Annotated in this window: 31 protein-coding genes; 2 read left to right on the forward strand and 29 right to left on the reverse strand. The window is 62.6% G+C overall.

Translation table 11 applies throughout. The features are described 5' to 3' along the window. Nucleotides 1-36: 36 nt before the first annotated feature. The 23 genes from idi to HW932_RS11375 form a co-directional block, all read right to left on the reverse strand. On the reverse strand, nt 37-609 hold the full coding sequence (gene idi / locus HW932_RS11265) for an isopentenyl-diphosphate Delta-isomerase (protein WP_176976586.1): 573 nt from the start codon (nt 607-609) through the stop codon (nt 37-39). Further along, nucleotides 606-1,979: a RuBisCO large subunit C-terminal-like domain-containing protein gene (locus HW932_RS11270; protein ID WP_176976587.1), complete on the reverse strand. Its 1,374-nt coding sequence runs from the start codon at nt 1,977-1,979 to the stop codon at nt 606-608. The genes idi and HW932_RS11270 overlap by 4 nt, the downstream gene beginning before the upstream one ends. Before the next feature lie 56 nt (nt 1,980-2,035). Continuing rightward, the gene (locus HW932_RS11275; protein WP_176976588.1) at nt 2,036-2,467 is read right to left on the reverse strand and encodes a secondary thiamine-phosphate synthase enzyme YjbQ; all 432 of its coding nucleotides are present in this window, start codon (nt 2,465-2,467) and stop codon (nt 2,036-2,038) included. Nucleotides 2,468-2,553: 86 nt separating this feature from the next. Then, nucleotides 2,554-2,754, reverse strand: coding sequence for a light-harvesting antenna LH1, alpha subunit (gene pufA, locus HW932_RS11280; protein ID WP_012971726.1), 201 nt, complete (start codon nt 2,752-2,754; stop codon nt 2,554-2,556). Between the two features lie 89 nt (nt 2,755-2,843). After that, a complete protein-coding gene (gene pufB, locus HW932_RS11285) occupies nt 2,844-2,987 on the reverse strand; it encodes a light-harvesting antenna LH1, beta subunit (RefSeq protein ID WP_012971727.1) in 144 nt (47 codons plus the stop codon). Between the two features lie 143 nt (nt 2,988-3,130). Beyond that, nucleotides 3,131-3,265 carry a light-harvesting antenna LH1, alpha subunit gene (gene pufA / locus HW932_RS11290; RefSeq protein ID WP_012971728.1) on the reverse strand — a complete coding sequence of 45 codons (135 nt, stop codon included), beginning with the start codon at nt 3,263-3,265 and terminating at the stop codon, nt 3,131-3,133. Between the two features lie 83 nt (nt 3,266-3,348). Next, nucleotides 3,349-3,495, reverse strand: a complete 147-nt coding sequence (gene pufB / locus HW932_RS11295) for a light-harvesting antenna LH1, beta subunit (protein ID WP_176976589.1) — start codon at nt 3,493-3,495, stop codon at nt 3,349-3,351. A 175-nt stretch (nt 3,496-3,670) separates the two neighbouring features. After that, on the reverse strand, nt 3,671-4,813 hold the full coding sequence (gene pufC, locus HW932_RS11300; RefSeq protein ID WP_176976590.1) for a photosynthetic reaction center cytochrome PufC: 1,143 nt from the start codon (nt 4,811-4,813) through the stop codon (nt 3,671-3,673). After that, on the reverse strand, nt 4,810-5,787 hold the full coding sequence (gene pufM, locus HW932_RS11305; protein ID WP_012971731.1) for a photosynthetic reaction center subunit M: 978 nt from the start codon (nt 5,785-5,787) through the stop codon (nt 4,810-4,812). Before pufM ends, pufC begins: the two co-directional genes overlap by 4 nt. A 16-nt stretch (nt 5,788-5,803) precedes the next feature. Further along, on the reverse strand, nt 5,804-6,640 hold the full coding sequence (gene pufL, locus HW932_RS11310; RefSeq protein ID WP_012971732.1) for a photosynthetic reaction center subunit L: 837 nt from the start codon (nt 6,638-6,640) through the stop codon (nt 5,804-5,806). A 123-nt stretch (nt 6,641-6,763) separates the two neighbouring features. After that, complete coding sequence (gene pufA, locus HW932_RS11315; RefSeq protein WP_012971733.1) at nt 6,764-6,958, reverse strand: light-harvesting antenna LH1, alpha subunit; 195 nt, start codon at nt 6,956-6,958, stop codon at nt 6,764-6,766. Nucleotides 6,959-7,037: 79 nt separating this feature from the next. Beyond that, nucleotides 7,038-7,178, reverse strand: a complete 141-nt coding sequence (gene pufB, locus HW932_RS11320) for a light-harvesting antenna LH1, beta subunit (RefSeq protein WP_176976591.1) — start codon at nt 7,176-7,178, stop codon at nt 7,038-7,040. A 363-nt stretch (nt 7,179-7,541) separates the two neighbouring features. Then, nucleotides 7,542-8,987, reverse strand: a complete 1,446-nt coding sequence (gene bchZ / locus HW932_RS11325; RefSeq protein WP_176976592.1) for a chlorophyllide a reductase subunit Z — start codon at nt 8,985-8,987, stop codon at nt 7,542-7,544. Between the two features lie 79 nt (nt 8,988-9,066). Next, nucleotides 9,067-9,312, reverse strand: coding sequence for a DUF2442 domain-containing protein (locus HW932_RS11330; RefSeq protein WP_176976593.1), 246 nt, complete (start codon nt 9,310-9,312; stop codon nt 9,067-9,069). A gap of 9 nt (nt 9,313-9,321) precedes the next feature. Beyond that, nucleotides 9,322-9,588 (reverse strand): DUF4160 domain-containing protein, encoded by a 267-nt coding sequence (locus tag HW932_RS11335; RefSeq protein WP_176976594.1) that lies wholly within the window; start codon nt 9,586-9,588, stop codon nt 9,322-9,324. A 236-nt stretch (nt 9,589-9,824) separates the two neighbouring features. Then, on the reverse strand, nt 9,825-10,403 hold the full coding sequence (locus tag HW932_RS11340) for a GNAT family N-acetyltransferase (protein WP_246296775.1): 579 nt from the start codon (nt 10,401-10,403) through the stop codon (nt 9,825-9,827). Between the two features lie 105 nt (nt 10,404-10,508). Then, nucleotides 10,509-10,697: a hypothetical protein gene (locus HW932_RS11345; protein ID WP_222932318.1), complete on the reverse strand. Its 189-nt coding sequence runs from the start codon at nt 10,695-10,697 to the stop codon at nt 10,509-10,511. Nucleotides 10,698-10,834: 137 nt separating this feature from the next. Next, nucleotides 10,835-11,197: a hypothetical protein gene (locus tag HW932_RS11350; RefSeq protein WP_176976595.1), complete on the reverse strand. Its 363-nt coding sequence runs from the start codon at nt 11,195-11,197 to the stop codon at nt 10,835-10,837. A gap of 128 nt (nt 11,198-11,325) precedes the next feature. Next, entirely contained in the window at nt 11,326-12,711 is a 1,386-nt protein-coding gene (gene bchY / locus HW932_RS11355) for a chlorophyllide a reductase subunit Y (protein WP_176976596.1), read from the reverse strand. Between the two features lie 18 nt (nt 12,712-12,729). Next, nucleotides 12,730-13,680, reverse strand: coding sequence for a chlorophyllide a reductase iron protein subunit X (locus HW932_RS11360; RefSeq protein WP_176976597.1), 951 nt, complete (start codon nt 13,678-13,680; stop codon nt 12,730-12,732). Next, nucleotides 13,677-14,741 (reverse strand): alcohol dehydrogenase catalytic domain-containing protein, encoded by a 1,065-nt coding sequence (locus HW932_RS11365; RefSeq protein WP_176976618.1) that lies wholly within the window; start codon nt 14,739-14,741, stop codon nt 13,677-13,679. The genes HW932_RS11360 and HW932_RS11365 overlap by 4 nt, the downstream gene beginning before the upstream one ends. A 135-nt stretch (nt 14,742-14,876) precedes the next feature. Further along, the gene (locus tag HW932_RS11370) at nt 14,877-15,989 is read right to left on the reverse strand and encodes a methyltransferase (protein WP_176976598.1); all 1,113 of its coding nucleotides are present in this window, start codon (nt 15,987-15,989) and stop codon (nt 14,877-14,879) included. 71 nt (nt 15,990-16,060) lie between these two features. Beyond that, nucleotides 16,061-16,930, reverse strand: a complete 870-nt coding sequence (locus HW932_RS11375) for a polyprenyl synthetase family protein (protein ID WP_176976599.1) — start codon at nt 16,928-16,930, stop codon at nt 16,061-16,063. Between the two features lie 126 nt (nt 16,931-17,056). Between HW932_RS11375 and crtD the strand changes: the two genes are divergently transcribed. Both crtD and HW932_RS11385 read left to right on the forward strand, forming a co-directional pair. Continuing rightward, entirely contained in the window at nt 17,057-18,553 is a 1,497-nt protein-coding gene (crtD, locus tag HW932_RS11380; RefSeq protein ID WP_176976600.1) for a 1-hydroxycarotenoid 3,4-desaturase CrtD, read from the forward strand. Between the two features lie 80 nt (nt 18,554-18,633). Continuing rightward, nucleotides 18,634-19,467: a carotenoid 1,2-hydratase gene (locus HW932_RS11385; RefSeq protein ID WP_246296776.1), complete on the forward strand. Its 834-nt coding sequence runs from the start codon at nt 18,634-18,636 to the stop codon at nt 19,465-19,467. Between the two features lie 69 nt (nt 19,468-19,536). On the opposite strand, the gene HW932_RS11390 is transcribed toward HW932_RS11385, so the two are convergent. The 6 genes from HW932_RS11390 to HW932_RS21640 form a co-directional block, all read right to left on the reverse strand. Then, nucleotides 19,537-19,797, reverse strand: coding sequence for a hypothetical protein (locus HW932_RS11390; RefSeq protein WP_176976601.1), 261 nt, complete (start codon nt 19,795-19,797; stop codon nt 19,537-19,539). Between the two features lie 120 nt (nt 19,798-19,917). After that, the gene (locus tag HW932_RS11395) at nt 19,918-20,988 is read right to left on the reverse strand and encodes a phytoene/squalene synthase family protein (RefSeq protein WP_176976602.1); all 1,071 of its coding nucleotides are present in this window, start codon (nt 20,986-20,988) and stop codon (nt 19,918-19,920) included. Beyond that, the gene (locus HW932_RS11400) at nt 20,969-22,498 is read right to left on the reverse strand and encodes a phytoene desaturase (protein WP_176976603.1); all 1,530 of its coding nucleotides are present in this window, start codon (nt 22,496-22,498) and stop codon (nt 20,969-20,971) included. Before HW932_RS11400 ends, HW932_RS11395 begins: the two co-directional genes overlap by 20 nt. 84 nt (nt 22,499-22,582) lie before the next feature. Continuing rightward, on the reverse strand, nt 22,583-23,491 hold the full coding sequence (gene bchO, locus HW932_RS11405; protein ID WP_176976604.1) for an alpha/beta fold hydrolase BchO: 909 nt from the start codon (nt 23,489-23,491) through the stop codon (nt 22,583-22,585). Nucleotides 23,492-23,591: 100 nt separating this feature from the next. Continuing rightward, nucleotides 23,592-24,431 (reverse strand): RNA polymerase sigma factor RpoH, encoded by an 840-nt coding sequence (gene rpoH / locus HW932_RS11410; protein ID WP_176976605.1) that lies wholly within the window; start codon nt 24,429-24,431, stop codon nt 23,592-23,594. 49 nt (nt 24,432-24,480) lie between these two features. Next, a partial coding sequence (locus tag HW932_RS21640) for a hypothetical protein (RefSeq protein WP_222932320.1) occupies nt 24,481-24,682 on the reverse strand: 202 nt, incomplete at its 5' end.

Consider the following 24,682-nt stretch of genomic DNA (forward strand, 5'->3'; position numbering starts at 1 on the left):
TGGTCGAGCGGCGGGGAGCCGCAAAAGCTGAGCGAATCAATCGCTCAGCATACGCTCGACGAGCAGCTTGAACCAGGGGGTGAACCACTCGGGATGTCGACGCAGGGCACGCTTGATCGCCGGCACCGACATCCAGCGCCAGGCCCCGATCTCGGTCGGATCGGGACGCGGGGCTTCGGTGTGGACGCCGTAGAAGACGTGCAGATATTCGTGCTCGATCAGGCCACTCGCCTGATCCTCGGCTCGGTAGACGAATTCAGCCTGTTCGTTCAGCGGTACGCGAATGCCGAACTCTTCCTTCAGCCGCCGCCCCGCCGCCATGGACGTGGTCTCGCCCGGACGCGGATGACCGCAGCAGGTATTCGACCAGCGTGAGGCGAAGTGATACTTGCTGTCGGCGCGACGCTGCAACAACAGCTCGCCCTCGGCATTGAAGACCAGGATCGAAAAGGCGCGATGCAGTTGGCCGAGTTCGTGCGGTTCGAGCTTGCCGGCGACACCGATGGGGCGATCCTGTTCGTCGACCAGGATCAGTTGCTCGACGGCATCACGTTGGGCGGCGCGTTCCAGATCACCCGCCGCCGGCAGAGGCACGATATGAGCCGTCAACTGCCACCTCCAGCGCGATTCGATTCAGAGGCCGGATCAGACGACTGAGACGAGGCAGCTTGCGTGTGCGCCGGCTTGCCGAAGGCCGCGATCGCCGCGCTCAATTCGGGATGATGCTTGGCCCGTTCCTCCAGGCTCTCGCCGGCGACGATCGCTTCCCAAGCCTGACGGATACTGGCCGCCCCGGCACGCGGCCCCATCGGGTGCCCGAAGACACCGCGTCCCGGCACGAAGCCGAAATCGACCGTACCGAGCTTTTCATAGAGCGGACGCAGGGTACCGGCCCAGTCGCTGCCGCCCGGCACCGGCAGACTCGGCTTGATCGGTCCCATGGGTTCGAGACAGGCCGTCGCGCAAGCGCGTACCTCGTCATCCGTCATGTGCATGCGCGGACCGAAGCCCGGCATGATGATGACATCGAAGCCCGCCAACCGTTGCAGCTTGGTGAAGACACGGGTGTGGACACCGAAGCGCTCCAACCGTGCAAAGGGCGCGATGAAGGGAAAATGCGCCATCAGCGGCACCTGGGCGTGCTTGCGCAGCATCCGCACCGCGCTCAGCCCGGTCGGCATGGCATTGATCAGCAGCGCATTGGCGCCCCGCTCGACGGCGCGATCATGCAGCTCGACCAGCCGATCGACCTCATCGGTGATATTGGCCAGATAGATCTTGGGCGCCCCGGTCGCGGCCTCGGCCCGTCGCCGGGCTTCGCCCAGGAGTTCGGCACGCCGGTCCAGCGGGCACCAGTCGGTGTCGGCCAGCATCTCGTCGTCTTTGGCGATATCCAGACCGCCGAGCCAGCTCTCGTGCCCCAGCTCGCTGAACGCCTCGGGCGGAAGACCGATGTTGGGCTTGATGACGCCGAAGAAGATCGGCCGGTCATGGACCTGCAACCGCTCGCGCAAGCCCGCGACACCGAACTGCGGGCCTTGGAAACAGGCCAGATAGCTCTCGGGAAACTCGATGTCAAGCAGCTTGACGATGGGCGCGCCGGGCGAGAAGAACGTCCCCTCGCCACAGATCGCGCTCAGCAGGTTCGGCAGACGCGGGCCGAAATTGCCGTGCGGATGGGCGATACGCAGGCGGCAGGCCGTGACAGGTGCATCCGAACCCGATCCTACGCCATAGCTGAATTCCGGACGCGCACCATCCAGGATCTGGAGATCGACCACGCGCGCGCCGAATCTTGGGCGCAGATCCTCGTCCGAGCCGACACGACGCCATTGCGCGGTCGACTGCTCGGAGCAGAAGTGCGCGGCGGCCAACTCGGGATCGCCGGAGCATTCCAGGTAGTAATCGAGGAAGAGATAGGCTTCCCGATCCAGGGACGCCTCATCGGCGAAGAAGCCGGCCCAATCGCTTGCTGTCATGGAACGAACCGCGTGCAAAGAAAGGGAATCGATGGCCTTGCGATCATCAGCGACGGTCAGGCGAGACCGGCGATCTGCACGCGCACCTGACGTTGCGGACGCGGCCCATCGAGTTCGATGAAGAAGACCGATTGCCACTCGCCGAGCAGAAGCCGCCCATCTTCGACCAGGATGGTCTCGGAGGCGTTCATGAACAGCCCGATGAGATGCGAGTGTGTGTTGGGACGACCGTCGATCGGATCGATGTCGTGCCGGTAGTGCGTCTGACCCGGCGGCGCGAGTCGCGTCAGGAAATCGAGCATGTCCTGCTGGAGCTTGGGCTCACGCTCGTTCAGGGCCACGAAGGCGGTCGTATGCGCCGAGGTGATCGTCACCCAGCCCTGGCGGACGGGGTGTCGCGCAAACGCCTGCCGAACCTGCTCCGAGAGGTCGATGATCTCGATCGGGGCCTGGGTGGTCAGCTGAATCTGCTCGACGTGGAAGTGCATCTCGAATCAGCGGCTATCCAAACGAAAAAACGGGCGAGGGAGGAAACGACACTCTCCCCGCCCGCGCATGCCCTCGACCGCTCGAATCAACGACCAGCCGGCAGAGCGGACATTCCGGCCGACAGGGTGACCGGAGCGTAATCCGGACCCAGCAGCCAGTCGAATTCTGGCGAACGCAGCAGCATGTAATGAATGAACAGAGCCAGCGCAAACAAAAAGGCGCCAAGCCCGATCAGGGCCATGCGCGGATCGAAGGCCAGCCAAATCTTGTACAGTTGGGGCATCATCGGGGGTTCTCCTGACGAATGAAACGGGACGCGGCGGCATGGGCCGCCCGCCTCCCGTCATTATCCGCGACGCGGCGGCAATCCGGCGATTACAGCCAGGGGCGCCACAGCCATGCCAGGATGTGAGCAATGATCACGATCCCAAAAAACATGGTCATGCTCTGGGTGAAGATGCCGTGGAACTCCTTAGCCTCTTCTTCGGTCAGCCCGGTCATGCTCTTCTGATCAGCCATTGAATTATCCTCACTTTGAATCAAGTTGGGCCTAATCGGCCGTTACCGCGAATGTCCCCGCGGCCGGGGATCGGTTGGCAAGTCCGTGGATCGTCTCGGTCATCGCAGCGATCCAGGGAGCTTGCCGGTGCCCAAATCGGGACTTAGGAGCCGCTCAGCCAGTTGAAGGCTGGGCTGCTGAGCAGGATGAAGTGGATCAGCAGGCCCAGGACGAACAGGAAGCCGAACAGGGCAACCAGGGTTCTGCGGGGATCGAAAATCTGCCAGATCTTGTGCATTTTGATATCTCCGGTCTCTTACTGGTGGGCGGTGCTTGAGTCACAATCGCCCGTTCGCTCACGAACACTAATACCCTAGGCTGTTACAGCCAAGGACGCCACAACCACACGAGGATGTGTGCAACGACGACGATCCCCGTGAACACGACGAAACTGGATACGAAGATACCATGGAATTCCCTTGCCTCATCTTCGGTCAGCCCAGACATCGAACGGTTTTCGTCAGCCATTGGATGATTCCTCGGTCAAACACTGCGACGGCTTCGACGCTTGGGTCTCTGGCCATCCGGGACGACCGCGGACTGGACTGATGCGAGCCTCGCCGCGGGTCTTGCATTGGGTGCCGGCTTCCCTACCCCGGCACCTGGCGAGCGTCCCTGCTCATCGGTTCGATCCTCTCTGGCCTTACAGCTGTTGCGGAGCCGGTGCGGCGTCCTCGACAGGTGCAGCGGCTTGCTCGACTGGAGCAGGCGCAGCCTCTTCCACTGGAGCGGCCTCGGCTTCTGCAGCCGGAGCTTCCTCGGCGGCCGGTGCGGCCTCGGCCGGAGCCGACTCATACAGCGCCGGGTAGTCCTTGGCCATCTGAGCGCCATAGAGCGGCTTGTAAGCGCCCTGGTGGCAGGTCATGCAGCCGACCTTGAAGGGGTCGCCGTAGGGGCCCTTGCGCGAAGCGGGCAGCGCGTCGTTGAGCGGCCAGATGTAGTTCTGGTTGATGTCGCGGACGTGACGGATGGCGTACCAGGCCGTCGTGCGCTGCGGCGTGCTCTGCTTCCAGTCGTAGAAGGAGCGGCTGTTGTGGCAGAAGGTGCAGTTGACGCCGAGCGAGTCGGAGATCTGCATCATCAGGCCGTAGGTCCACTCTGCCTGCTTGAGCGAGGTCGTGTTGCCTGCCGGCAGCGCCGTCTGACCGATCACCCGGATCTCGTTGGCCTGATCCAGGAACGGCGTGTAGGGATCCAGCGGCAGTGCCGAGTAAGCGACCGTCGAGGAAGCATAGTTCTGGCCGGTCGGCGTCACGCCCGAAGGCTGATTCGGACCCGGATCCGTCACCCACACATACTTCGGCACCGGGTTGCCACGGTGACAGGTGTAGCAGGTCACACCCGTCTCGGCAACGTGGTCCTTCCAGTTGCTGTTGGTTGCCCGAACCAGCTCGAACATCCGACGCGACACCACCTTGGTGTAGATGTCGTCGGAGGCCCAGTTGCCGGGAACGTGGCAGTAGTTACAGCCTTCCTTCGGCGCCACCCAGGTGGTCACGGCGACCATGGTCCGGGTGAACTCGGCGACGCTCAGATCCTTCAGCACCTGGACGTTCTCATAGACGTCCGAGACCTTCGGGCCGCCTGGAGCGGCCGCCGGCAGCGACTCGACCGGCAGATTGGCCTTGATACTGGCCTCGAGCAGACGCGGATTGTAGTTCTGCTCCATGGCCACGCCGCGATAGCCTTTTTGCACCACTTCCGGTGGCGGACGCTCGCAGCCGAGCAGCACCACGGAGGCGACGACGGCGACAGCGGGCAGGGTCAGTTGCTTTCCGAGATTCATTGCGTCACCCCCGTAGCCGTGGCATATGGGTCTACAGCGGTCACGACCTCTGGATATGCCGGAGCCACGCCATGCTTGATGGCCCAGAGATACCAGTTCTCGACGACCGTTCCGGTCAGAAGAATACCGATACCCGCCGTGATCACGGTCAGGACCGCGCACCACCAGGCCCAGCGATGGATGGATTCCATGGAAGCGTTGAAGCCCATGGTCCAGCGCCAGAAGATGGCCGCACGCTCAGCCGCTGTGCCACGATCGGTGATCTGATCGATCTCGCGATCACCACCGAAGCGGCTCACCGCCAGGATGGTCGCACCGTGCATGGCGAACAGCAGGGCCGAGCCATACAGGAAGGCGATCGAGAGCATGTGGAACGGGTTGTAGTACAGATTGCCGTACCGGATCGAGAAAGCGGCCGTCCAGTCCAGGTGAGGGAAGATGCCGAAGGGCACGGCTTCCGCCCAGCTCCCCATCATCACCGGGCGGATGAAGCCCAGGCTCAGATAGAAGAAGATCGCGGCGGCGAAGGCCCAGGACAGATGCTGGCTCATGCCCAGGGCTTCAGCGCGCTTGTAGGTGCGCACCCACCACAGCAGGATCGACATGGTCAGGAAGAATCCCGCCATCAGCCACCAGCCACCCTCGGACAGAGGCGGAATGGTCAGGCCGTACTGCGGCGCCGGCGGTTCCAGACCCAGCCAGAAGAAGTGCTTGACGAACTGGATGATGTTCCAGTCCACCGAGGCCAGCATGTTGAAGCCGATGATGAAGATGGCCATGAAGCCAAAGATGATCGACAGCGTGCCGGTGAAGCCGAGGTAGATCGGACCAATCTGCGCGTCACCGATCTTGCCGGCCCAGTAGGAGAAGATCGGCTTACCGATGCGCGGCAGGCTGCCCTTCGGCAACGGCACCCCAGGATAAGCCGGGGCACGCACCTGCACGGTCGTGAAGATATTTTGATATTCGGGCATTGTAGTCTCCTAGATCCTACCAGAGCGGGAGCTCAAGCCACCAGTTCCACCATTCCGGCCAACCGCGCGTCCAGAAGGGGCCACTGATCACGATACAGACCGCGCTCCAGAACACCGCGCTCAGGGCCAGGAACAGACCCAGACGATGGATGGCCAGTGCGCCGATGGAGTAGCCCACGATATCGCGGAAGAAGGTGTTCTCGTGCTCGCTGGTCTTGACTTCTTCGCCCTTCTGCGGATTGGTCACCGACAGGATCAGCGAGCCGTGCATCGACAGCGCCAAGCAGTTGGTGAAGAAGAAGGTGATGGCGAGCATGTGCGCCGGGTTGTAATGGAAATGCAGGAACTGATACCCCACATTCGACACCCAGTCCAGATGGCTGAGGATGCCATAGGGGAAGCCATGGCCCCAGGCGCCCATCAGAATCGGACGCACCACGACGAGCACCAGATAGGCGCCGATCGCGAACGCGAACGCAAACGGAATATGGAAGCCGATACCGAGCTTGCGGCAGATCTCGACCTCACGGAGTGCCCAGGAGACGAACGCGCCGATGGCACAGATCGTGATGATCTGCCACAGACCGCCTTCAGTCATCGGGGCCATTCCCAAACCGTAACTCAGATCCGGGGGAGCAATGCTGATCTGCCAGATGTTATAGGTTTGGAGTTCGGCGTTTGGACCGATGGTTGCACCCCAGACGATCAGGAGCACACCCAACAATGCAAAGAAGAAGCCCGCGACCCCGAAGAAGCCGACATAGAACGGCCCCACCCAGAAGTCGAATAGGTCTCCCCCTATCAGCGTCCCGCCACGGACGCGGTATTTTCTCTCAAAACTGAGCATGGCCATCGTAATATCCTCTGCTGGGGAGGCACCATCGAGACGGCCGCCTCCTCTGAGCACTGTCGGTGGCGGGCGGGGTTCACCTGGCGGACGAACCCCACTGACCCGCCACCCCCGTCAAGGACGCGATTACCGTTGGGGAACGACAGGCGTCACTTGCTGGACCGTAGCGGCCGGAACGCCGTCTTCGAGCCAGTTGAATTCAGCGGTGCTCAGCAGGATCATGTGGATCGCGAGACCCAGGACGGTCAGGAAAGCGAAGACAGCGATCAGAATGCGGCGGGGATCGACCAGCAGCCAGATTTTCCAAAGATCAGGTGACATCGTCAGTTTCTCCTAGAGTGAATTCGAGTGGGTTCGAACAGTCGTCAAGTGGCCGGGGCGGCCTGAACTCGACCCAAAATTACAGCCAGGGGCGCCACAGCCAGGCGAGGATGTGCGCGATGACGACGATGCCGAAGAAGGCCGTCATGCTCTGCACGAAGATGCCATGGAACTCTTGTGCTTCTTGCTCGGTCAGACCGGTCATGCTGTTGGTAGCCATTGTGTAATCCTCCGAATCTTGGAGATAAGCCTTGGTTTGTGCCGCACTCGCCCGTGCGACCTGGGGGCGCCGTGGATCGCGACATCCACGACCGAGAAGCCACCCGATCACACGGGCTTGTTCTCATCGACCGGATCCCGTGCCGGGGATCCGTCAAATTCTGCTCGATCCAGTCCCGACGTGCGCTTGAAGCGATTTGCCGGGGCTGAGCGTCGATTTCTGAAGCCTGCCGCCCCCCGTCTCGATCTCGACCGCTGCGTCTGGTCTTCGGATCGCCGCTGGGGGGGCTGGATTCGAGGTGTCAGTCTAGCTTGACTGACACGAATGTCAATCTACATTTACACCTCAATTGCGCTGGATCAACTAAATCAGGGTCGACTGGGTGGTTTCGACCCGTGCGACCGTCACCCGCTCCTCGCCGGCGGTGCGTGCAGCGCGCTCGGCGGCATCGCGCAACCGCTTGGCGGCGGAGATGCGCACCAGCACCGGCTGAGACTCGACGATGGCATCGAAGCGCGCGCGGGCGTCCTCGTCCCAGGGCAGCTCGCGGTGCATGCGCGCTGGCGTGGCCTCGACCTTATCCAGCTCGGTGCCGAGCGGGATGATGTGGAAGAGCGCGTCGAACAGGGCGTTGCAGACTTCCTGCACCAGATAGGTCGCGCCGGCGTAGCCCATGAAGGGTGTGCCGGTGTGGCGCCGGATCACGGTGCCGGGGAAAGACGCCGGGATGTAGGTGGCGCGTGCGCCCTTCTCGGTCAGATACATGCGCTCGTTGTAGCTGCCGAAGAGGATCAGCGGGGGTTTTTCATGGACGGCGGCGCGGATGGCGTCGTTGTCGATCTTGACGCCGGGGCGGCGGGCGAAGGCGAAGTTGCAGGGCAGGCCCAGCTCGTCTTCGAGGAAATGGCGCAGACCGCGGCTGTAGGTCTCGCTGGCGGAGACGCCGAAGCTGGCGGTGCCGAAGAAGTCCTGCGTCACCGAGCGCCACAGATCCCAGATCGGTTTGATGGTGGTGTGCTTTTCGCGCTCGATGAAGGGCTCGGGGTCGAGTCCGAGGATTTCGCCGAGGGCGCGCAGGAATTTGGTAGTGCTGTGCAGTCCGATCGGGGCCTGGAGATAGGGTTTGTCCAGGGCCTCGCACAGGGTGCGGCCGAACTCGCGATAGAGACAGATGTTGGCGTCGGCGTCGGCGAGCCGGGGCACGTCGTCAAGATGACTGCCGAGCGGGAAGCTCAGGTTGACTTCGGCGCCGATGCCTTCGACCAGGCGTCGGATCTCGGCCAGATCCGAGGGCATGTTGAAGGTGCCGTACATGGGGCCGATGATGTTGACGCGCGGTTTGTCGCCGGCGGCGCGTGGTTTGGGTTTGCTCTTGGTGGCGCCCTTCTTCTGGCCGTATTGGGTCCAGAGCCAGTAGATGGCGCGGTTGGCGCTCTGCCACTGGTCTTCGTCGATGGTGCGCGGCAGGAAGCGCACGATGCCGGTGCCTTCGGGCGTGACGCCGCCGCCGATCATTTCGGCGATCGAGCCGGTGACGACGACGGACGGTTGTTTGGGGTCGAGGGTCTCGAAGGCGCGGCGCATGGCCTGCTCGGTGCCGCTCTGGCCGAGTTCTTCCTCGCCCAGTCCGGTCACGACGACCGGCAGTTCGTGCGGCGGCAGGCCGTCGGTGTAGTGCAGCACGGCCGTCACGGGCAGGTTTTCGCAGCCCACCGGCCCGTCGATGATCACCTGCAAGCCTTTGATGGCGGTGAAGACATAGACGGAGCCCCAGTAACCGCCCGCGCGGTCGAGGTCGTTGATCAGCATTCGGGGAGTTCCTCCTCCAGCAGGGAGTTGAGAGTTGCGCAGGCCTTATGGAAAAAATGTATGGATATCCTTGGCGCGTTCAGCTTTCTGCGCACTTGACGCATTTTTCATAAACGAAATGCGGATCCAAATCTACGCCATTACTCCACTCAACAGTGTCAAAAGAAACTCTGACATTTGAAAATGCTGCTTCATCGCGCAGCTTAGAAAATACTCCAAAATTCAGATACGGCTTTATATCCAATATTCCACATTCGTTATTATCAAATTCAATGTATAACTGATGGTTTTTTCTTGGCTCTACTTTGGTTACCGAAGGATACATAGCCGCCTCTTACTGAAGAGGTTGAATTTTGAATGGCTCTTCACCATTCATGACAAGACTCCAATTCGCCATCAATTCATCTTGGTGCAGCTCTGCCCAAGCAAGAACCAGCTTCGCTTGCTTCTTCGGCAAATTTCCTTCCACGATCTCGCAAGTCCGTATATCAACCAACGCCTTGAACTCGGCGTAATACACATGAAAATGTGGCGGCGGATGCTCGTTCAGTGCGAAGTACATCCGAATGATGACCCCATAAAACATTGAAATTGTCGGCATTGAAAGACCTTTAGAAAAAAGCGCCTCAATTCTGCAACCAAGCGAAAAGCGAAGGGGTTATACTTCAGGTGGGAGTTAGGAAAATTTTGGATTGACGAGTGAGGATGAATCTGTAAAAAAGCAGTTTCGCGCCCTAATTCGCTAAACTGCACTCAGTCAGCGCTACAGCGGTTGGGCTGATAAAGTGGCACTGGATCGAGAGAAAACATCAAGCTTTCAAAAGCTCTGCTGCCAGATCAGGAGCCAGCCGATAAAAATTGCTGCCTGACCACCTGCCCCCAATATTCGTCCTGATAGAGATCTTCCTGGAAATTGTTTCCGGTAAACTCGCCAACCGTCTTCCGCCAGAATTCAGTGGCGTACTCAGCACCGCTGATTTGCTTGATCTCCCAACGGCCTTGGTGCATTTTGAATATCTCGATGGCGAACCGCTTCCCTAGCGCCTGCTTCCTGAAACTTGGAACAACATAAAACTCACAGACCTCGAAGCACTGTCCGCCTGATTTTGCTTTCACAGCGGCAAGGCCGATCGGCGATTTTTTCTCATAAAGCAAGTAGCCAAGCACATTTCCGCCAATCTGAGTATCCAGCTCGAACAGACCATTTTTGCCCGGCTTTTTGTCGGTAATAGCCGAAAACTCCCCCTCGTAGCTTTGGCACAAGTTCAAATAAATAGGCAAACTTTCACTATCGACCTTGACAATTTTCACTTTAGAATACGGACTCATCTTCCGCGCGCTTGTTACAAAAATCACCCAAATTAAAGATATTGATTTTTCGAAATGCTCGAAATTCTCGAATTGCGGTTGCGACAAAAAATTTGGAACCAGCTTTTTATATTTCGGCTCTATGCGGCTTTTCCAGGCAGCGGCAGCTGAAAATGACCAGCTACGACGATACCTTTGACCATGATATTTTCATCAAACTCTGCGCAGCGCATAGCCGTTAAGTTCCAGCGTGATTTTTTTGAGTTCGTCGTTTGATGCGGCCCGAAAAATTCTGAACCTGCCTGTGGGAAAGCCGATGATTCTTTCATCGGTCAATTCGAGGAAAATGACGCGGCCGCCTACCCAAGCCCGAAGTGCGCATGTTTCAGTTTCAATGGCCATGAAAGTCCTATCCTTGACGGCTTGCGGCTTGAGTTCGACTTTTATCTCAGCCGATGTAGAATGTGGTGACGAAGGAAAAATGTGGGCTGTCTCGGTTTATCCCAAACTCCAGCTTAGCCACCAAAATAAAGAGGCGTTTATTTTGATTTTCTTCTGAGCTTAAACACCCCAGCTACTTCGACCTCCTCCCAATCAGTAAGAATCCCAATCACAATGATCCCTCCAATGGCAATGCTTAATCCTATGACACTTGCTGAAACAGGAAAAGCAGATGCGCCCATGACTCCAACCATTCCGACAGGTAGACTTGCCCCACCTGTAACTGGAATCAAGGGTATTGCTGCTATAACTACACCTATTGCGATAGGCCCAGCTTTTCGTAACCGTCGAATCGCGCGTAGTTGTTTAATAAGCCTTGCATCATCTACGACAATCTCTGCTGCATCCCCCTGCAGCGCCGCTTTAAGGGCGTCTTTGTTTCGCACAATAACTGATTTCATAAGTGCTCCTGAACGAAAACATATAAATTTAATTTAAGGTTGAAAACACAATTTCGTCAGATTAGCCACACACGGCTCAGCCAACGAAATTGTGCATCACAGCAAACACCCTATCTCTCAGTTTACAACTACACCGCCTTAACCGCTGCACGCCCAGCCGTCCCACGCCTAACCGGCATCACCGGCCAAACCCCACTGGTCTCGCCCTCCCCCACGCCCTCGAAGAAGGCGCGCATGGTGGCAAACCGCTCCTTATTCGCCAGCGCCGCATTGATGACCTGCGCCAACGACCCCGCCCCCGCCGGCCCCATCAACGGACGCGCCGAAATCAGATTCGTGAAATACAACGCCGGAATCTGCCGCTCCTTCGCCGCCTGCACCACAGGCGTCGTCCCGATCGCCAAATCCGGCTCCAGCGACTCGACCGCCGCCAGATCCTGCTCCAGCGACGCCCGGAACTGCACCGGCACCCCGCGCTCCTCCAACCACGCCAGATCCGCCTCATTCCAAGGCGTGCGCGGACAGGCCGTCCCCACATAGGGCACAGTCGCCCCCGACTCGATCAGCAACCGCGCCACCAGCAACTCCGATCCCTCATAGCCCGAGACGATCACCCGCCCCTTGATCGGCATCGCCGCCAACGCCCCACCGATCGCCGGCAAAAACTTGTTCTTCGCCGCATCGACCTTATCCTGCGCAATCCCGCACGCCTGCCCGATCGCATCCAGCCAGGCCGCCGTCCCATCGCGCCCGACCGGCGCCGAACCGACCACCGGCCGCCCCGCCGCCGCAAACTCACGCGCACTGGCCTGATACTGCGGATGGATCGCCGCCGCCGCCGCACAATCGAGCGCCGCATACAGCTCACGCCATTCGCGCGTCGGCACCACAGGCCCGACCGCCAGCCCCAGCGGATCGAGCATCATCCCAATCCCGACCGGATCGGCCGGGAACATCTCACCCAACAAGGTCACGGTCGGACGCTCACTGCGCCCCCCGCGCGGCGCCTGCACCGGCCCCTGCTCGGCCTCCAGACGCGCATACTGAAGCATCGCCCCAGCCAGCACATCCTTCGCCTCCGCATGGGTCGGCGTCCCGAACCCAGGCACATCGATGCCCAGAATCCGCACCCCGTTCAGCTCCTTGGGCAGCAACCGCAACGGCACGCCCGAGGCCGTCGGCACGCACAGATTAATCGCGACGATGGTATCGAGCTTGTCGGGATCGGCGAGCTTGAGCACCGCCTCGCGCGCCTCCTCGAACAGCCGCCCCGAGACCAGCGACTCGGAGTCGAAGGGCACATAGCCGATCGAGCGCCGCGCGCCATAGAAGTGCGCGGTGAAACTCAGCCCATAGACACAGCAGCCCGAGCCGACCAGCACCATCGCCGTGCGGCGCATCCGCAACCCGACACGCAGCGCCCCAAACGCCGGACACATGGTCTGCGGCTGATCGTGCGGCCCACGCGCACGCTCGCCGGCAGTGGCGCACCCGGTAGAAGATTCCTGAACCATCGACTGTCCCTCCCCGGATCAAACGTCGTCGTAGACGACTTCGAGCGACGGCTTGACGCTCGCCGAAATGTCGCTCATGTCCTCGGGACGCGCCGGCTCCAGCACCACATGCCGCCCGACCTGATCGCCCTTGAACAGATCCAGCAGCGCCTCGTGCGCCAGCGGCTTGGGACGCACCGGCGGGGCCTCGGCGACATGGCCGGCCAGGGATTCGAACAGCGGCCCCCAGGGACCGTCCGGACGCCCGATGATCTCGTAGTTGGCACTCTTGCGCCGGATCTCCTCATGCGCCGGAATGGTCGCCAGGATCGGAATCCCGGCGGCGGCGGCGAACGCCTGCGCCTCGCCTGTGCCGTCGTCCTTGTTGATCACCATGCCGGCCACGCCGACATTGCCGCCCAGACCCCGGAAGTATTCGACCGCCGAACAGACGTTGTTGGCGACATAGAGCGACTGGAGATCGTTCGAGCCGACGATGATGACCTTCTGGCACAGATCGCGTGCGATCGGCAGCCCGAAGCCGCCGCACACCACGTCGCCCAGGAAGTCGAGCAGCACATAGTCGAAGTCCCATTCATGGAAGCCCAGCCCTTCCAGCAGCTCGAAGCCGTGGATGATGCCGCGCCCGCCACAGCCGCGCCCGACCTCGGGTCCGCCGAGTTCCATCGCAAACACGCCGTCGCGCTTGAAACAGATGTCGCTGATCGTGACCTGATCGCCGGCCTTCTTCTTTTCGCTGGAGACGCCGAGGATGGTCGGACAGTTGCGACCGCCGAACAGCAGCGTGGCGGTGTCGCTCTTCGGATCGCAGCCGATCAGGAGCACCTTCTTGCCCTGTTGCGCCATCATGTAGGACAGATTGGCGAGCGTGAAGCTCTTGCCGATTCCGCCCTTGCCATAGATGGCGATGATCTGGGTCTGCTTGAGCGAGGGTGCGCTCGGCGCGGGGATGTTGACGGATACAGTCACGAAAGCGTTCTCCAATCGAGGATCATCTTCAGGCAGCTCGGATCACCGAAGGCGGTGCGATAGGCAGAGTCCGCCTCGGTCGCGGGGACGCAATGGGTGATGAGCCCGTCGAGCGAGAGTCGGCCCGAGTCGAGCAGGTCGCGCACCGCCGCCAGATCGGACGGCTGGAACTCGGCGGCGATGCGGAAGCGCGCCTCACGCATGAAGGCCGGTGGGAAGGTGAAGCTGACCGGCTCGTGATAGAAACCGCCGAGCACGATCTCGCCGCCGCGCGCCAGCCGCGCGACCAGGCTGTCGAGGATACGGGCGTCGCCGCTCATGTCGCAGATGGTGCGATAGTCGCGACGCGGGTCGTCGTCGGGGAGCATGACGTCGTAGCCATAGCCCTCGGCGCCACTGTGACGCACCGGGTTGGTCTCCCACACCACCGGGCGGGTGCCCTCGCCCAGCGCCGCGATGCGCGCCAGTAGCCGTCCGAGCACGCCGTGACCGACGATCAGCTCGACATGGGGGGCAGGCGCGGCGCCGACGTCAGCCGTCGCCACGGAACTCGCGGATGCACTGGAAGCCGTGGCGCTCGCCGAGGACTCGGCCCGCAGGGCGGCATGCGCCGGCGTACTGGCCGCCGGTGCCGCGATGGCATGATAGGCGGTCGCCGCCAGCGCCAGCAGCACGCCCTGCTCGCCGAGCGACTCGGGCACCGGCAGCAAGCGCGCACCCGGCGCGACGACACGCGAGGCCGCGCCGCCGAACAGTCCGCGCACCTCGCCATAACAGCGCGCGCCGGGCACGAAGACGCGCTGCCCGACCGTCAGACCGGAGTCCGGCCCGGCGTAACTGACGCGACCGACGGATTCATAACCGGGAACCAGCGGATAACCCATGCCGGGGAAAGGCGGCATGGTGCCCGACCACAGCAGGCGCTCGGTTCCGGTGCTGATCCCGCTCCATTCCATATCGACGACGACATCGCCGGCCTCGGGCGGGGTGAGCGGCAAGCGTTGCAGCGCCAGCCGCTCGGGCGCTTCGAGGACGACGGCCAGGGCTTCGAGATTCGGCATATCTGGGTTCAAGGCGATCTCTCGGACGGGTTGAATCTGAAAGATCCGACAGTTTAGCGGAAGTTGGGTGCGAGTCGAAAAATACCGTGGGACGGTAGCAAGCAATAGACGGAATCAGCAGGGTTTTTCCAGCGGTCAGGCCCGTTGAGCCACCAGCAACTGCGTGAGCATGGGCCGAATGGTGCGGATCTGGCGTACCCGATCGAAGCCGACCCCGAGCAGCATTTCGGTCAGCTCAGCCGGCGTGCGCGGCCGACCGCTGCCCATGGCGAGCAGATAGAACCCGAAATAGGCATCTCCGATCGGCTCGGCCCCCGGCGTGCCCGACATGGGTTCGGCCACCAGCAGCCGCCCGCCCTCGGGCAGCGTTTGACAGGCCGCGCGCGCGAAGTTCGGCGCGTCGTGATCGTCGTGATCGTGCAGCACCCGCACCAGCGAGACGACATCCGCTCCCTCGGGCAGCGGATCGCGCCGCACATCACCGCCAATCGCCGTCGCCCGATCGCCCAGCCCTTCGCGCTGGAAACGCGCCCGCGCCCGCTCGGCCACCGCCGGCAGGTCGAACAGGATCACGCGCAGATGCGGCCAGCGCTTGGCGGCCGTGACCAGAAAGGTGCCGTCGCCGCCGGCCACGTCGAGCAGACAGCGATGCCCCTGGAGCGAATAGGCATCGAGCACGTCGTCGGCGATCAGACGTTGTGACTGGGCCATCAGCTCGCTGTAGCCGCTGACCGCCTGTTCGCCTGCCGCCGCCGGCGCCTCGGTGCCGACATAGGCCCAATAGCCCTGCAACGCGCGCTGAGGCAACTCGCCACGCAACAGGGCCACCGGGTCTTTGAGATCGGCATAGGCCATGGCGTGATGCTCGACCATGGCCGCGATGCCCGGATTGCCGACCATGGCCGCGCCCAGCTCGCCGAGCGCATAGCGATCCCCGCCGCGCGCCTCGGCCAGCTCCAGACTCGCCGCCGCGCGCAGCAGCCGCCGCGCGCCCTCGACCGGCAGCCCGAGACGCGGCGCCAGTTCATCGACCGACTGCGTCCCCTCGGCCAGGATCTCGAACAGCCGCACCTGCACGCAGGCTTGCAGAATCTGCGAGTAGACGAAACCGGCGACGATATCGAACAGCTCACGCGCGCGACGCTGGGCGCGCGGACGGGTCAACGGAAAGATCGAGGCCCAACGTTGAAACTCGGGCTTGGAGAGCACACGATTACGCAGGGCCAGCAGGGGTTCGGGAAGCCGCACGGATGTCACTACCGATGGAGCCGAGCGGACCGCCGATCACGGCGGCCCGTGTCAGTGTGGGGAACGGGCACTCAGGCCGCGCGCTGGGCCAGATCCTTGGGCATGATGCGGCGCGACTCGGCCATCAGCACTTCGGCGAACTGATCGCGCCCCGGACAGGCCGGAATCGCGTCGATGGCGCCCGTGACCAGACCGCGCAGACGCGCAATGGCGCCGTCGATGCCCAGCTCGCCCGCTGCACTGGGCCGGTTGAGCACGGCATCGCGTCCGACCGGCTTGCCGACTTCCTGGGCACTGGCGGCCACGTCGCGCAGATCGTCAGCGACCTGATAGGCTTCACCGATCTTGTCGCCGACGATGCTCCAAGCCTCAGCGTCCGCGCCCGCAACCAGCGCACCGGCCGCCGTCGCCGCCGTGAACAGCGACCCGGTCTTGGCGCGATGGTATTCCTCGACCGTGACCTGCGGCTCGCACTCCCAGGCCTGACCGGCGGTGATGCCGTGCGGCATCCCGACCGAGCGGCTGATGGTCAGCAGCAGCGGCGCCAGACGCTCGGGCGAGTCGGCCAGGGCGCGTGCCAGATGCTCGAAGGCGAGGATGATGAGCGCATCACCCGCCAGCACCGCCAGCGGCTCGCCGAAGGCGCGATGCACCGAGGGCACGCCACGACGCAGCGGTGAGTCGTCGAAACAGGGCAGGTCGTCATGCACCAGCGAGGCACAGTGCAGCAGTTCGATGGCCACGCCGGCCGCATCCGCCGCTGCGTAATCCTTGCTTCCGCAGGCGGCGGCGACGGCCAGACACAGCCGCGGACGCACGCGCGCACCGCCGGGGAAGACCGAATGCCGCACGGCCTCGGCCAGACGCGGAGGACAGCCGGGGACGGCCACGGTGTCTATGGCAGCGGCCAATGCCTGCTCGATTCTCGTTGTGGCATCCATCAGTGATCCCCCGGCAAACCTCGATCAGTGGTCAATATGTAAAGGTGAGTTGACACTCAGGAGTGTCATGTACAATAGACATCAATACCCGACACGTCAACGCGAATCGTGGGAGTCATGGTTCTGATGCCGGATAAACAAGTGATTGTCATTGGTGCGGGCGTTGGCGGACTGGTGACAGCCATCCAACTCGCCGCGCGCGGCCTCCAGGTCCGGGTGCTCGAACGTGCCGAGGCGCCCGGCGGCAAGATGCGCGAGGTCGCGGTCGGTCCGCACCGCATCGACGCCGGCCCGACCGTCTTCACCATGCGCTGGATCTTCGAGGACATCTTCGAAGCGGCCGGCGCGCGGCTCGACGAGCATCTCGAACTGGAACCGCTGTCGATCATAGCACGCCATGCCTGGAGCGAGCAGGAGCGGCTGGATCTCCACGCCGACCACGAGCGCAGCATCGAGGCCATCGGCGACTTCGCCGGCGCGGCCGAGGCGCGCGGCTATCGCGCCTTCTGCGAACAGGCGCGCACCATCTACACGACCCTGGACCCGACCTTCATCCGCGCCTCGCGCCCGAGTCTGATGGGGCTCATGGGGCGCTGCGGTCTGAGCGGGCTGGGCAATCTGCGCGGCGTGCGGCCCTACGACAGTCTCTGGGACATGCTCGGAACCTATTTCAAGGACGAGCGTCTACGTCAGCTCTTCGGGCGCTATTCGACCTATTGCGGTTCCTCGCCCTTCATGGCGCCGGCCACGCTGATGCTGATCGCCCATGTCGAGCAGGAAGGCGTGTGGTCGGTGGTCGGCGGGATGCACCGGGTCGCACAGGTGCTGGCGCAGCTCGCCGAGGGACTGGGCGCGACCATCGAATACGGACGCGATGTCACGGGCATCATCGCCCGGCATGGCGGTGTGCGCGGCGTGAGTCTGGCCGATGGTGAGCAGATCGCGGCCGATTCGGTCGTGGTCAATGCCGACCCGGCGGCCCTGACCGGCGGTCGTCTCGGCGCCGAGGTCCGCCGCGCGATCCCGCCCCTGACGCCCGAACGCCGTTCGCTCTCGGCCCTGACCTGGTGTCTGAGCGCCGAGACCGAGGGTTTTCCGCTGGCCCGGCACAATGTCTTCTTCGGACGTGACTATGCCTCCGAGTTCAAAGACATCTTCGGCCAGGGACGCCTGCCGCGCGACGGTACCGTCTATGTCTGCGCCCAGGATCGCGGCACCGACGGCAACGGAACGCTGAACGGCCCCGAACGCCTCTTCTTACTCTTGAACGCCCCGCCGCGGGGCGACCGACACGACTTCGATGCAGTGGAGATCGAGCAATGCGAGCAACGGGTATTCTCACGCCTGGAGCACTGTGGCCTGAGGGTCCGACGCGACCCCGAACGGATGGTGATGACCACGCCCGTGGAGTTCGAACAGCGCTTTCCGGCCACGGGCGGCGCGCTCTATGGTCAGGCGACCCACGGCTGGAAGGCGTCGTTCTCGCGTCCAGCCTCGCGCACCAGGATTCCGGGACTCTATCTGGCGGGCGGGAGCACGCATCCGGGCGCGGGCATCCCCATGGCGGCGATGTCGGGTCGACTGGCGGCGGAGGCGTTGCTCGCGGACCGGCGTTCGACCTGAGCGTCGACAACGACGGCTATGCCTGGTGGTACGTCGATGCCCTGAGCGACGACGAGCAGTACGGACTGACCCTGATCGCCATGCTCGGCAGCGTCTTTTCGCCCTACTATGCCTGGTCGCGTCAGCGCGGCAATGCCGATCCGCTCGATCACTGCGCGCTCAACGTCGCCCTCTACGGACGCCGGGGCAAGCGCTGGGCCATGACCGAGCGCGGACGCGCCGCCCTGCAACGCGACCGCACCAATCTGGTCATCGGTCCCAGCCATGTGCATTGGGAAGGCGACGCCCTGGTCATCGACATCGACGAGATCAGCACGCCCATTCCCTCGCGTCTGCGCGGCAAGGTGCGCGTCCATCCGACCGGGATCAATGGGCGTGACTTCGCGCTCGATGCCGCCGGGCGCCATCGCTGGTGGCCGATCGCACCGCTGGCGCGGGTCGAGGTCGACTTCACGCATCCCGGCCTGAGCTGGAAGGGCACGGGCTATCTGGATTCCAACCGGGGTTCGGAACCCGTGGAACGGGCGTTTCAGGGCTGGGACTGGTCGCGCGCCGAACTGAAGCACGAGGCGGCGATCCTCTATGACACCCGCGCGCGGGATGATCAGGGCGCACACCTGGCGCTGCGCTTCGATGCCAATGCCGAGGTCGACGAATTCGCGCTGCCGCCACGCGCACCGCTGCCGACGACCAGCGTCTGGCGTATCGAGCGTGGGATTCAGTGCGAGGCAGGCGACGAGCCGCGAGTGGTCGCGACGCTGGAGGATACGCCCTTCTACGCGCGCTCGGTGGTCGAGACGCGGCTGCTGGGACGACGCGCCACCTCGGTCCACGAGAGCCTGTGTCTGGACCGTTTCAGCACGCAATGGGTGAAGGTGTTGCTGCCGTTCCGCATGCCCCGCGTCAAACGCTGAGGCCGTGCACGACAGTCCGCAAAAGGCGGCCGAGTGGATTCAAGCTCCCCCACTCGGCCACCAACGACCTCAGAGGCCATCGGCCTCCAAGTCCAGTTGCACGACTCGACGCGAACGCCGACGCCGCACGGGCGACTTGGCACGCTGGATCTCGATCAACCGGTTCGCGGCCCGGTAGTCGTGACGCAGTTTCAAGATCACCCCGCCACAGAGCACGAGCAACACCCCGGAGACGATCATCAGGGCGTTGATCGCTCCAATGATGCAGGCGCTGCCGATGACGACGGCAGAGTAAGGCAGCCCCTCATAGAGTGGCGTCGGTAGCCACATATCGACTCCCAGGTTTCCCAGGCATGGAAACCTCGATTTCATTTCGTAAACGATCAGGATGCGACCGAATCGGGAGTCGAATGAGACCCTGATCAGGCGCGGTTCGCGCAGACTCGGGGATCAGCGAACACTCAAGGCAGCGCGCTCGCGCTCCTCGAGTTGCTGAAACAATTCTAGTACCCAAATCACACGTTCGCCGACGCCTGTCGGGGTGCGTTGCGGTGTCTCGGCGACCACGGCTTCGACGAGGAAACGTGTTTCCTCCAGCGCGGGCGCATCGACGGGACGCGCACTCACGACCGCGCGGCCCAGGATGGGCGCGAGCAGTTGCAGCTTGCGCGGCGCTGGTACCACGGCACGTTGCGTGATCGAATCCAGCCCCTGGCGCTCGACCTGACGCCCGATCTCGGCATAGAGATAGCGCGCGGCATTGATCCCAGCGCGACAGCCGAGCGGCAGACCGGCGATGCCGGCATCCGAGCGCTGATAGAGTTCGTCGGCGGTCTGGAGCAGACGCTGGACCACCGAGGCAATCGCCTCGTTGAACACCGGATTCTTCAGCCACTCGTCCGGATCGACGCCCGCCTCGCGCACCCAGGACAACGGCAGATAGATGCGCCCGTTACGCGCGTCCTCGCCGACGTCGCGGCAGATGTTGGTGATTTGCATCGCCACGCCCAGATCACAGGCGCGCGCGACCATTTCTTCCGAACGCGCGCCCATCAGCGCCGCCATCATGGCCCCGACCGTACCGGCGACGCGCGCCGAATAGTCGTAGACCCCGGACAGATCCTCGTAGCGCCGCCCCTCGGCATCCCACTCGAAGCCCTCGAACAGCGCCTCCAGCAAGCGCTTGGGCATGGCGAAGTCGCGCACCACGTCGGCCAGGGCGCGGTCGATCGGATCGTCGATCGGCGTGCCGGCATAGAGCCGGTCGAGCCGGTCGTTGAGCATCTCCAGCGCCTCGGCCTGGAGCACCGGATCGTCGCCGACGCAGTCGATCGCGTCATCGGCGATACGGCAGAAGGCATAGAGCGCCATCGCCGGGTCACGGAAGCGCGCCGGTAGCAGGAAGGAGGCGGCATAGAACGACCGCGAGCCGCAGCGCAACAGCTCGCGACAGGCGGCGATGTCGGCCGCCGTCGCATGCGTCTTCTTGGTGTAATTATGATCAGACGAAAGTTGAGGCATCGGGCACCACCCTGTCGAGGACTCGCGCGGAAGAGATGACACCAGGCACACCCGCGCCCGGATGCGTCCCCGCGCCGACCAGATAAAGATGTTCCACCTCTTCGCTCTTGTTGTGCGGGCGGAACCACGCACTCTGCATCAAGATGGGTTCGAGACTGAAACCGGCGCCCAGATGGGAGTTCAAGCGATGCTTGAAGTCCAGGGGCGTCGTGACGAGCGAGGTCGCGATCTGATCCTCCAGTCCGGGCAGGATCGAATCGCTCAGATACTTGGCGATCCGGGCGCGATAGGGTTCGGCCTGAACCTCCCAATCGGCATCGCCGCCGAGATGCGGCACCGGCGCCAGGGCGTAGAAGGCATCGCAGCCCTCGGGCGCCAAGCTCGGATCGGTCGCCGTCGGACGGTACAGATAGAGACTGAAGTCCTCGGCGAGCGTCTTGTGCTTGAAGATGTCCTGGATCAGCTCCTTGTAACGGGGGCCGAGCAGAATGGTATGGTGCTTGACGTCGGGGTACTGGCGCTTGGTGCCGAAGTACCAGACGAACAGCCCATTGGAGAAGTGCGAGCGTTCGATCTTGCGATCGGTCCAGCGCTTGCGCGGATGCTCGGCCATCAGCTTGCCGTAGGTGGTCGCCGGATCGACGTCGGAGACGACCACATCGGCGGCGATCTCCTCGCCCGAGGCCAGACGCACGCCGGTGGCCTTGCCGTTTCGGGTCAGGATGCGCTCGACCTCGGCGTTGTAGCGGATCTCGGTGCCCTGCCCTTCGACCAGATTCACCAGGCCCTTGACCACGGCGCCGGTGCCGCCCATCGCCGAATGTACGCCCCACTTGCGCTCCAGGAACGAGATGAGGACATAGATCGAGGTGACGGTGAAGGGATTACCGCCGATCAGCAGCGGATGGAAGGACAGCACCTGACGGATGAAGGGATCTTTGATATAGCTCGACACCATCCCATAGACGGTGCGATAGCTCTGGAGCATCGCCATGTCCGGCACGATGCGCAGCATGTCGGTCAAATGGCCGAAGGGGACATGGGCCAGATCCTCGAATCCGACCTTGAACACCTTCTCGCTCATGGCCATGAAGCGGTCATAGCCTTCGACATCAGCGGGCGAATACTCAGCGATCTGCGCCTTGACCTTGTCGGCGTCGCCGCTGTAGTCGAAGACCCGACCGTCGTCGAAACGGATGCGATAGAAGGGGTCCATCAGGCGCAGATCAACGTCGTCTGCGAAACGCCGGCCACCGAGTTCCCACAGCTCTTCCAAGAGGAAGGGCGCGGTGATGATGGTCGGACCGGCGTCGAACGAAAAGCCGTCACGCTGATGGACATAGGCCCGACCGCCGGGGGCGTCGAGCTTTTCGAGCACCGTCACCTGGAAACCGCGCGCGGCCAGACGCACGGCCGCCGCCAGACCGCCGAAACCACTGCCGATGACGACCGCATGGGCCTTGCCTCGACCTTGAACACTACCAGGAACATGCGAAGCCGCGACTGTCAAGTTCGTTTACCTGCCTTACTGTCAAGATAGGTTGACAGTATAGCAAGATCGGCTCCGAGTCATCCCCTGAGATTAGTCGGAAATTCAGCGATTCTCCGTCGTCTGGAGCAGGCCCAGACATTCGCCGATCCTGCGCACGATCTCGGCGACCTCATGCGGCTTTTCTTCGTGCGCCAGATGGCCCAATCCAGGCAGCTCGAACAGCTTGGCGTCCGGGCGCAGATTGGCGCGTACCCGATGCGCCTCACGCGGTGAGACGGTCGTATCCTGATCACCGACGATCAGGAAGAAGGGCGTATCCAGGTTCGGCAGGCCCTGTTCGATCAGGTTCAGATCCCAGTTAGCCATCATCGACAGCGAGGCCCGCACATGCGACGGATGCCGGATCAGACGCTGATAGAGATCCACGCCGGCCGGATCCAGGGTCGAGCCGGTGCTGTCGATCAGCCCTTCGATGACACGACGGTTGCGCGCCCGCAAAGCGAAAGCGCGCGAGACCAGCGAATTGGTGGCGAAGAGCTTGGCGGCGGGCGAGAACAGACGCCCCGGCAGACCGCGCCAGGGCAGCAGTGCACCATTAAGGCTGATGAGTCCGCGCGGCTCGATCCGGCCTTCCAGACGCGCACGAATCAGAATGGCCGCGCCTGCCGAGTGTCCGAGTACCAGCTCTGGCTGGACACCCAGTGTCTCCACGAGTGAACCGACGAGACCCGCCATACCCGGAAGCGACATCCGCTCATAGGGCGGCGCGCTCGTGAAACCATGCCCCGGAAGATCCGGCGCGATGAGGGTGAAGTGTTTGGCCAGAATGGGCGCGAAATCACGCCAGGAATGGGTCGCCGCACCCGTACCGTGCAGCATCAACAGCACCGGCCCCTGCCCCATCCGCTGCACATGCCAGCGCAATCCACCCGCCGTGAGGAATTCGCTCGACGCGCGGTTCGGCCAATCCCGACCATCCGACTCCCAATTCGGTCCAACATTCACGCTCATGGTTCTCGCTCGATCGACCAGAAACAGAGGCATTGTAACCTCTGTCCGGAACGATCGATAAAGACTGTCTCAAGCGTGTTTTGGGTTGGGCGGTCGCGCCTCAGACTTCGAGCTGTAGACGCACCTTCTTCATGGCGTTCTTTTCGATCTGGCGGATACGCTCGGCCGAAACCCCGAACTTCTCGGCCAGTTCGTGCAGCGTCTGCTTCTTTTCCGACAGCCAGCGCTCGAAGAGGATGGTCTTGCTCCGATCGTCCAGGTCTTCGAGAGCCGCATAGAGGCGTTCGCGCTGATCGCGATCCGTGTCCTCATGCTCCAGCAGCCGCGACGGCTCCATGCGCACGTCGGGCAGATAGGTCGAGGGTGCGGCCGGCGAATCGTCGTCATCGTCTTCGAGTCCGTCGAACGACAGATCCTGATTGGACAACCGCGACTCCATCTGGAGCACCACCTCGGGCTTGACCCCGAGATCTGCAGCCACCTCGTCCACTTCCTGCTTGGTCAGCCAGCCGAGACGCTTCTTGGAACTGCGCAGATTGAAGAACAGCTTGCGCTGAGCCTTGGTGGTAGCCACCTTGACGATGCGCCAGTTGCGCAGGATGTATTCGTGGATCTCGGCGCGAATCCAGTGCACGGCGAAGGACACCAAACGCACACCCATGTCGGGTTCGAAGCGGCGCACCGCTTTCATCAAGCCGACCGTGCCTTCCTGGATCAGATCGGGCAACGGCAGACCATAACCCAGATAACCGCGCGCGATCCGGATCACGAAGCGCAGATGTGAAGTCACCAGACGCTTGGCGGCCTCCATATCGTTCTGGTCGCGTAGACGCACCGCCAACGAGCGCTCTTCCTCGGGAGTCAGAACAGGAATCTGGTAGGCACTGTTGATGTACGCCTCGATCGTGCCGGTCGGCAGTATGGAGAAGTCTTTGGCCATGGCGAGATACCTGTAGTCAGTTAGACGATGATTTATCCTAGCATTTAAGTCAGGATTTTCCCATCACTTTTGACAGGGTTTTTCGGGGAAGCACCTGCTTGATGTTGAGTAAAACTCTAGGTGTTTCGCGGATCTCGCGCAAGAGGCGAAGCGACGATTGGAGATCGTATGTTTCGATGGAAATCATCGTCGAAACTGATCGACGGCGGAAAGACGTGCAAAACAAAACCCCTGCCACCGTTGGGTGGAAG

The organism is Allochromatium humboldtianum (assembly GCF_013385175.1).
Classification (GTDB): domain Bacteria; phylum Pseudomonadota; class Gammaproteobacteria; order Chromatiales; family Chromatiaceae; genus Thermochromatium; species Thermochromatium humboldtianum.

Coding starts and splice junctions, on each gene's coding strand:
- HW932_RS11270 (WP_176976587.1), bottom strand. CDS start 1,979: ATGACAGCAAGCGATTGGGCCGGCTTCTTCGCCGATGAGGCGTCCCTG.
- HW932_RS11275 (WP_176976588.1), bottom strand. CDS start 2,467: ATGCACTTCCACGTCGAGCAGATTCAGCTGACCACCCAGGCCCCGATC.
- pufA (WP_012971726.1), bottom strand. CDS start 2,754: ATGATGCCCCAACTGTACAAGATTTGGCTGGCCTTCGATCCGCGCATG.
- pufB (WP_012971727.1), bottom strand. CDS start 2,987: ATGGCTGATCAGAAGAGCATGACCGGGCTGACCGAAGAAGAGGCTAAG.
- pufA (WP_012971728.1), bottom strand. CDS start 3,265: ATGCACAAGATCTGGCAGATTTTCGATCCCCGCAGAACCCTGGTTGCC.
- pufB (WP_176976589.1), bottom strand. CDS start 3,495: ATGGCTGACGAAAACCGTTCGATGTCTGGGCTGACCGAAGATGAGGCA.
- pufC (WP_176976590.1), bottom strand. CDS start 4,813: ATGAATCTCGGAAAGCAACTGACCCTGCCCGCTGTCGCCGTCGTCGCC.
- pufM (WP_012971731.1), bottom strand. CDS start 5,787: ATGCCCGAATATCAAAATATCTTCACGACCGTGCAGGTGCGTGCCCCG.
- pufL (WP_012971732.1), bottom strand. CDS start 6,640: ATGGCCATGCTCAGTTTTGAGAGAAAATACCGCGTCCGTGGCGGGACG.
- pufA (WP_012971733.1), bottom strand. CDS start 6,958: ATGTCACCTGATCTTTGGAAAATCTGGCTGCTGGTCGATCCCCGCCGC.
- pufB (WP_176976591.1), bottom strand. CDS start 7,178: ATGGCTACCAACAGCATGACCGGTCTGACCGAGCAAGAAGCACAAGAG.
- bchZ (WP_176976592.1), bottom strand. CDS start 8,987: ATGCTGATCAACGACCTCGACCGCGCGGGCGGTTACTGGGGCTCCGTC.
- HW932_RS11330 (WP_176976593.1), bottom strand. CDS start 9,312: ATGTATCCTTCGGTAACCAAAGTAGAGCCAAGAAAAAACCATCAGTTA.
- HW932_RS11335 (WP_176976594.1), bottom strand. CDS start 9,588: ATGCCGACAATTTCAATGTTTTATGGGGTCATCATTCGGATGTACTTC.
- HW932_RS11345 (WP_222932318.1), bottom strand. CDS start 10,697: ATGGCCATTGAAACTGAAACATGCGCACTTCGGGCTTGGGTAGGCGGC.
- HW932_RS11350 (WP_176976595.1), bottom strand. CDS start 11,197: ATGAAATCAGTTATTGTGCGAAACAAAGACGCCCTTAAAGCGGCGCTG.
- bchY (WP_176976596.1), bottom strand. CDS start 12,711: ATGGTTCAGGAATCTTCTACCGGGTGCGCCACTGCCGGCGAGCGTGCG.
- HW932_RS11365 (WP_176976618.1), bottom strand. CDS start 14,741: ATGCCGAATCTCGAAGCCCTGGCCGTCGTCCTCGAAGCGCCCGAGCGG.
- HW932_RS11375 (WP_176976599.1), bottom strand. CDS start 16,930: ATGGATGCCACAACGAGAATCGAGCAGGCATTGGCCGCTGCCATAGAC.
- crtD (WP_176976600.1), top strand. CDS start 17,057: ATGCCGGATAAACAAGTGATTGTCATTGGTGCGGGCGTTGGCGGACTG.
- HW932_RS11385 (WP_246296776.1), top strand. CDS start 18,634: ATGCTCGGCAGCGTCTTTTCGCCCTACTATGCCTGGTCGCGTCAGCGC.
- HW932_RS11390 (WP_176976601.1), bottom strand. CDS start 19,797: ATGTGGCTACCGACGCCACTCTATGAGGGGCTGCCTTACTCTGCCGTC.
- HW932_RS11395 (WP_176976602.1), bottom strand. CDS start 20,988: ATGCCTCAACTTTCGTCTGATCATAATTACACCAAGAAGACGCATGCG.
- bchO (WP_176976604.1), bottom strand. CDS start 23,491: ATGAGCGTGAATGTTGGACCGAATTGGGAGTCGGATGGTCGGGATTGG.
- rpoH (WP_176976605.1), bottom strand. CDS start 24,431: ATGGCCAAAGACTTCTCCATACTGCCGACCGGCACGATCGAGGCGTAC.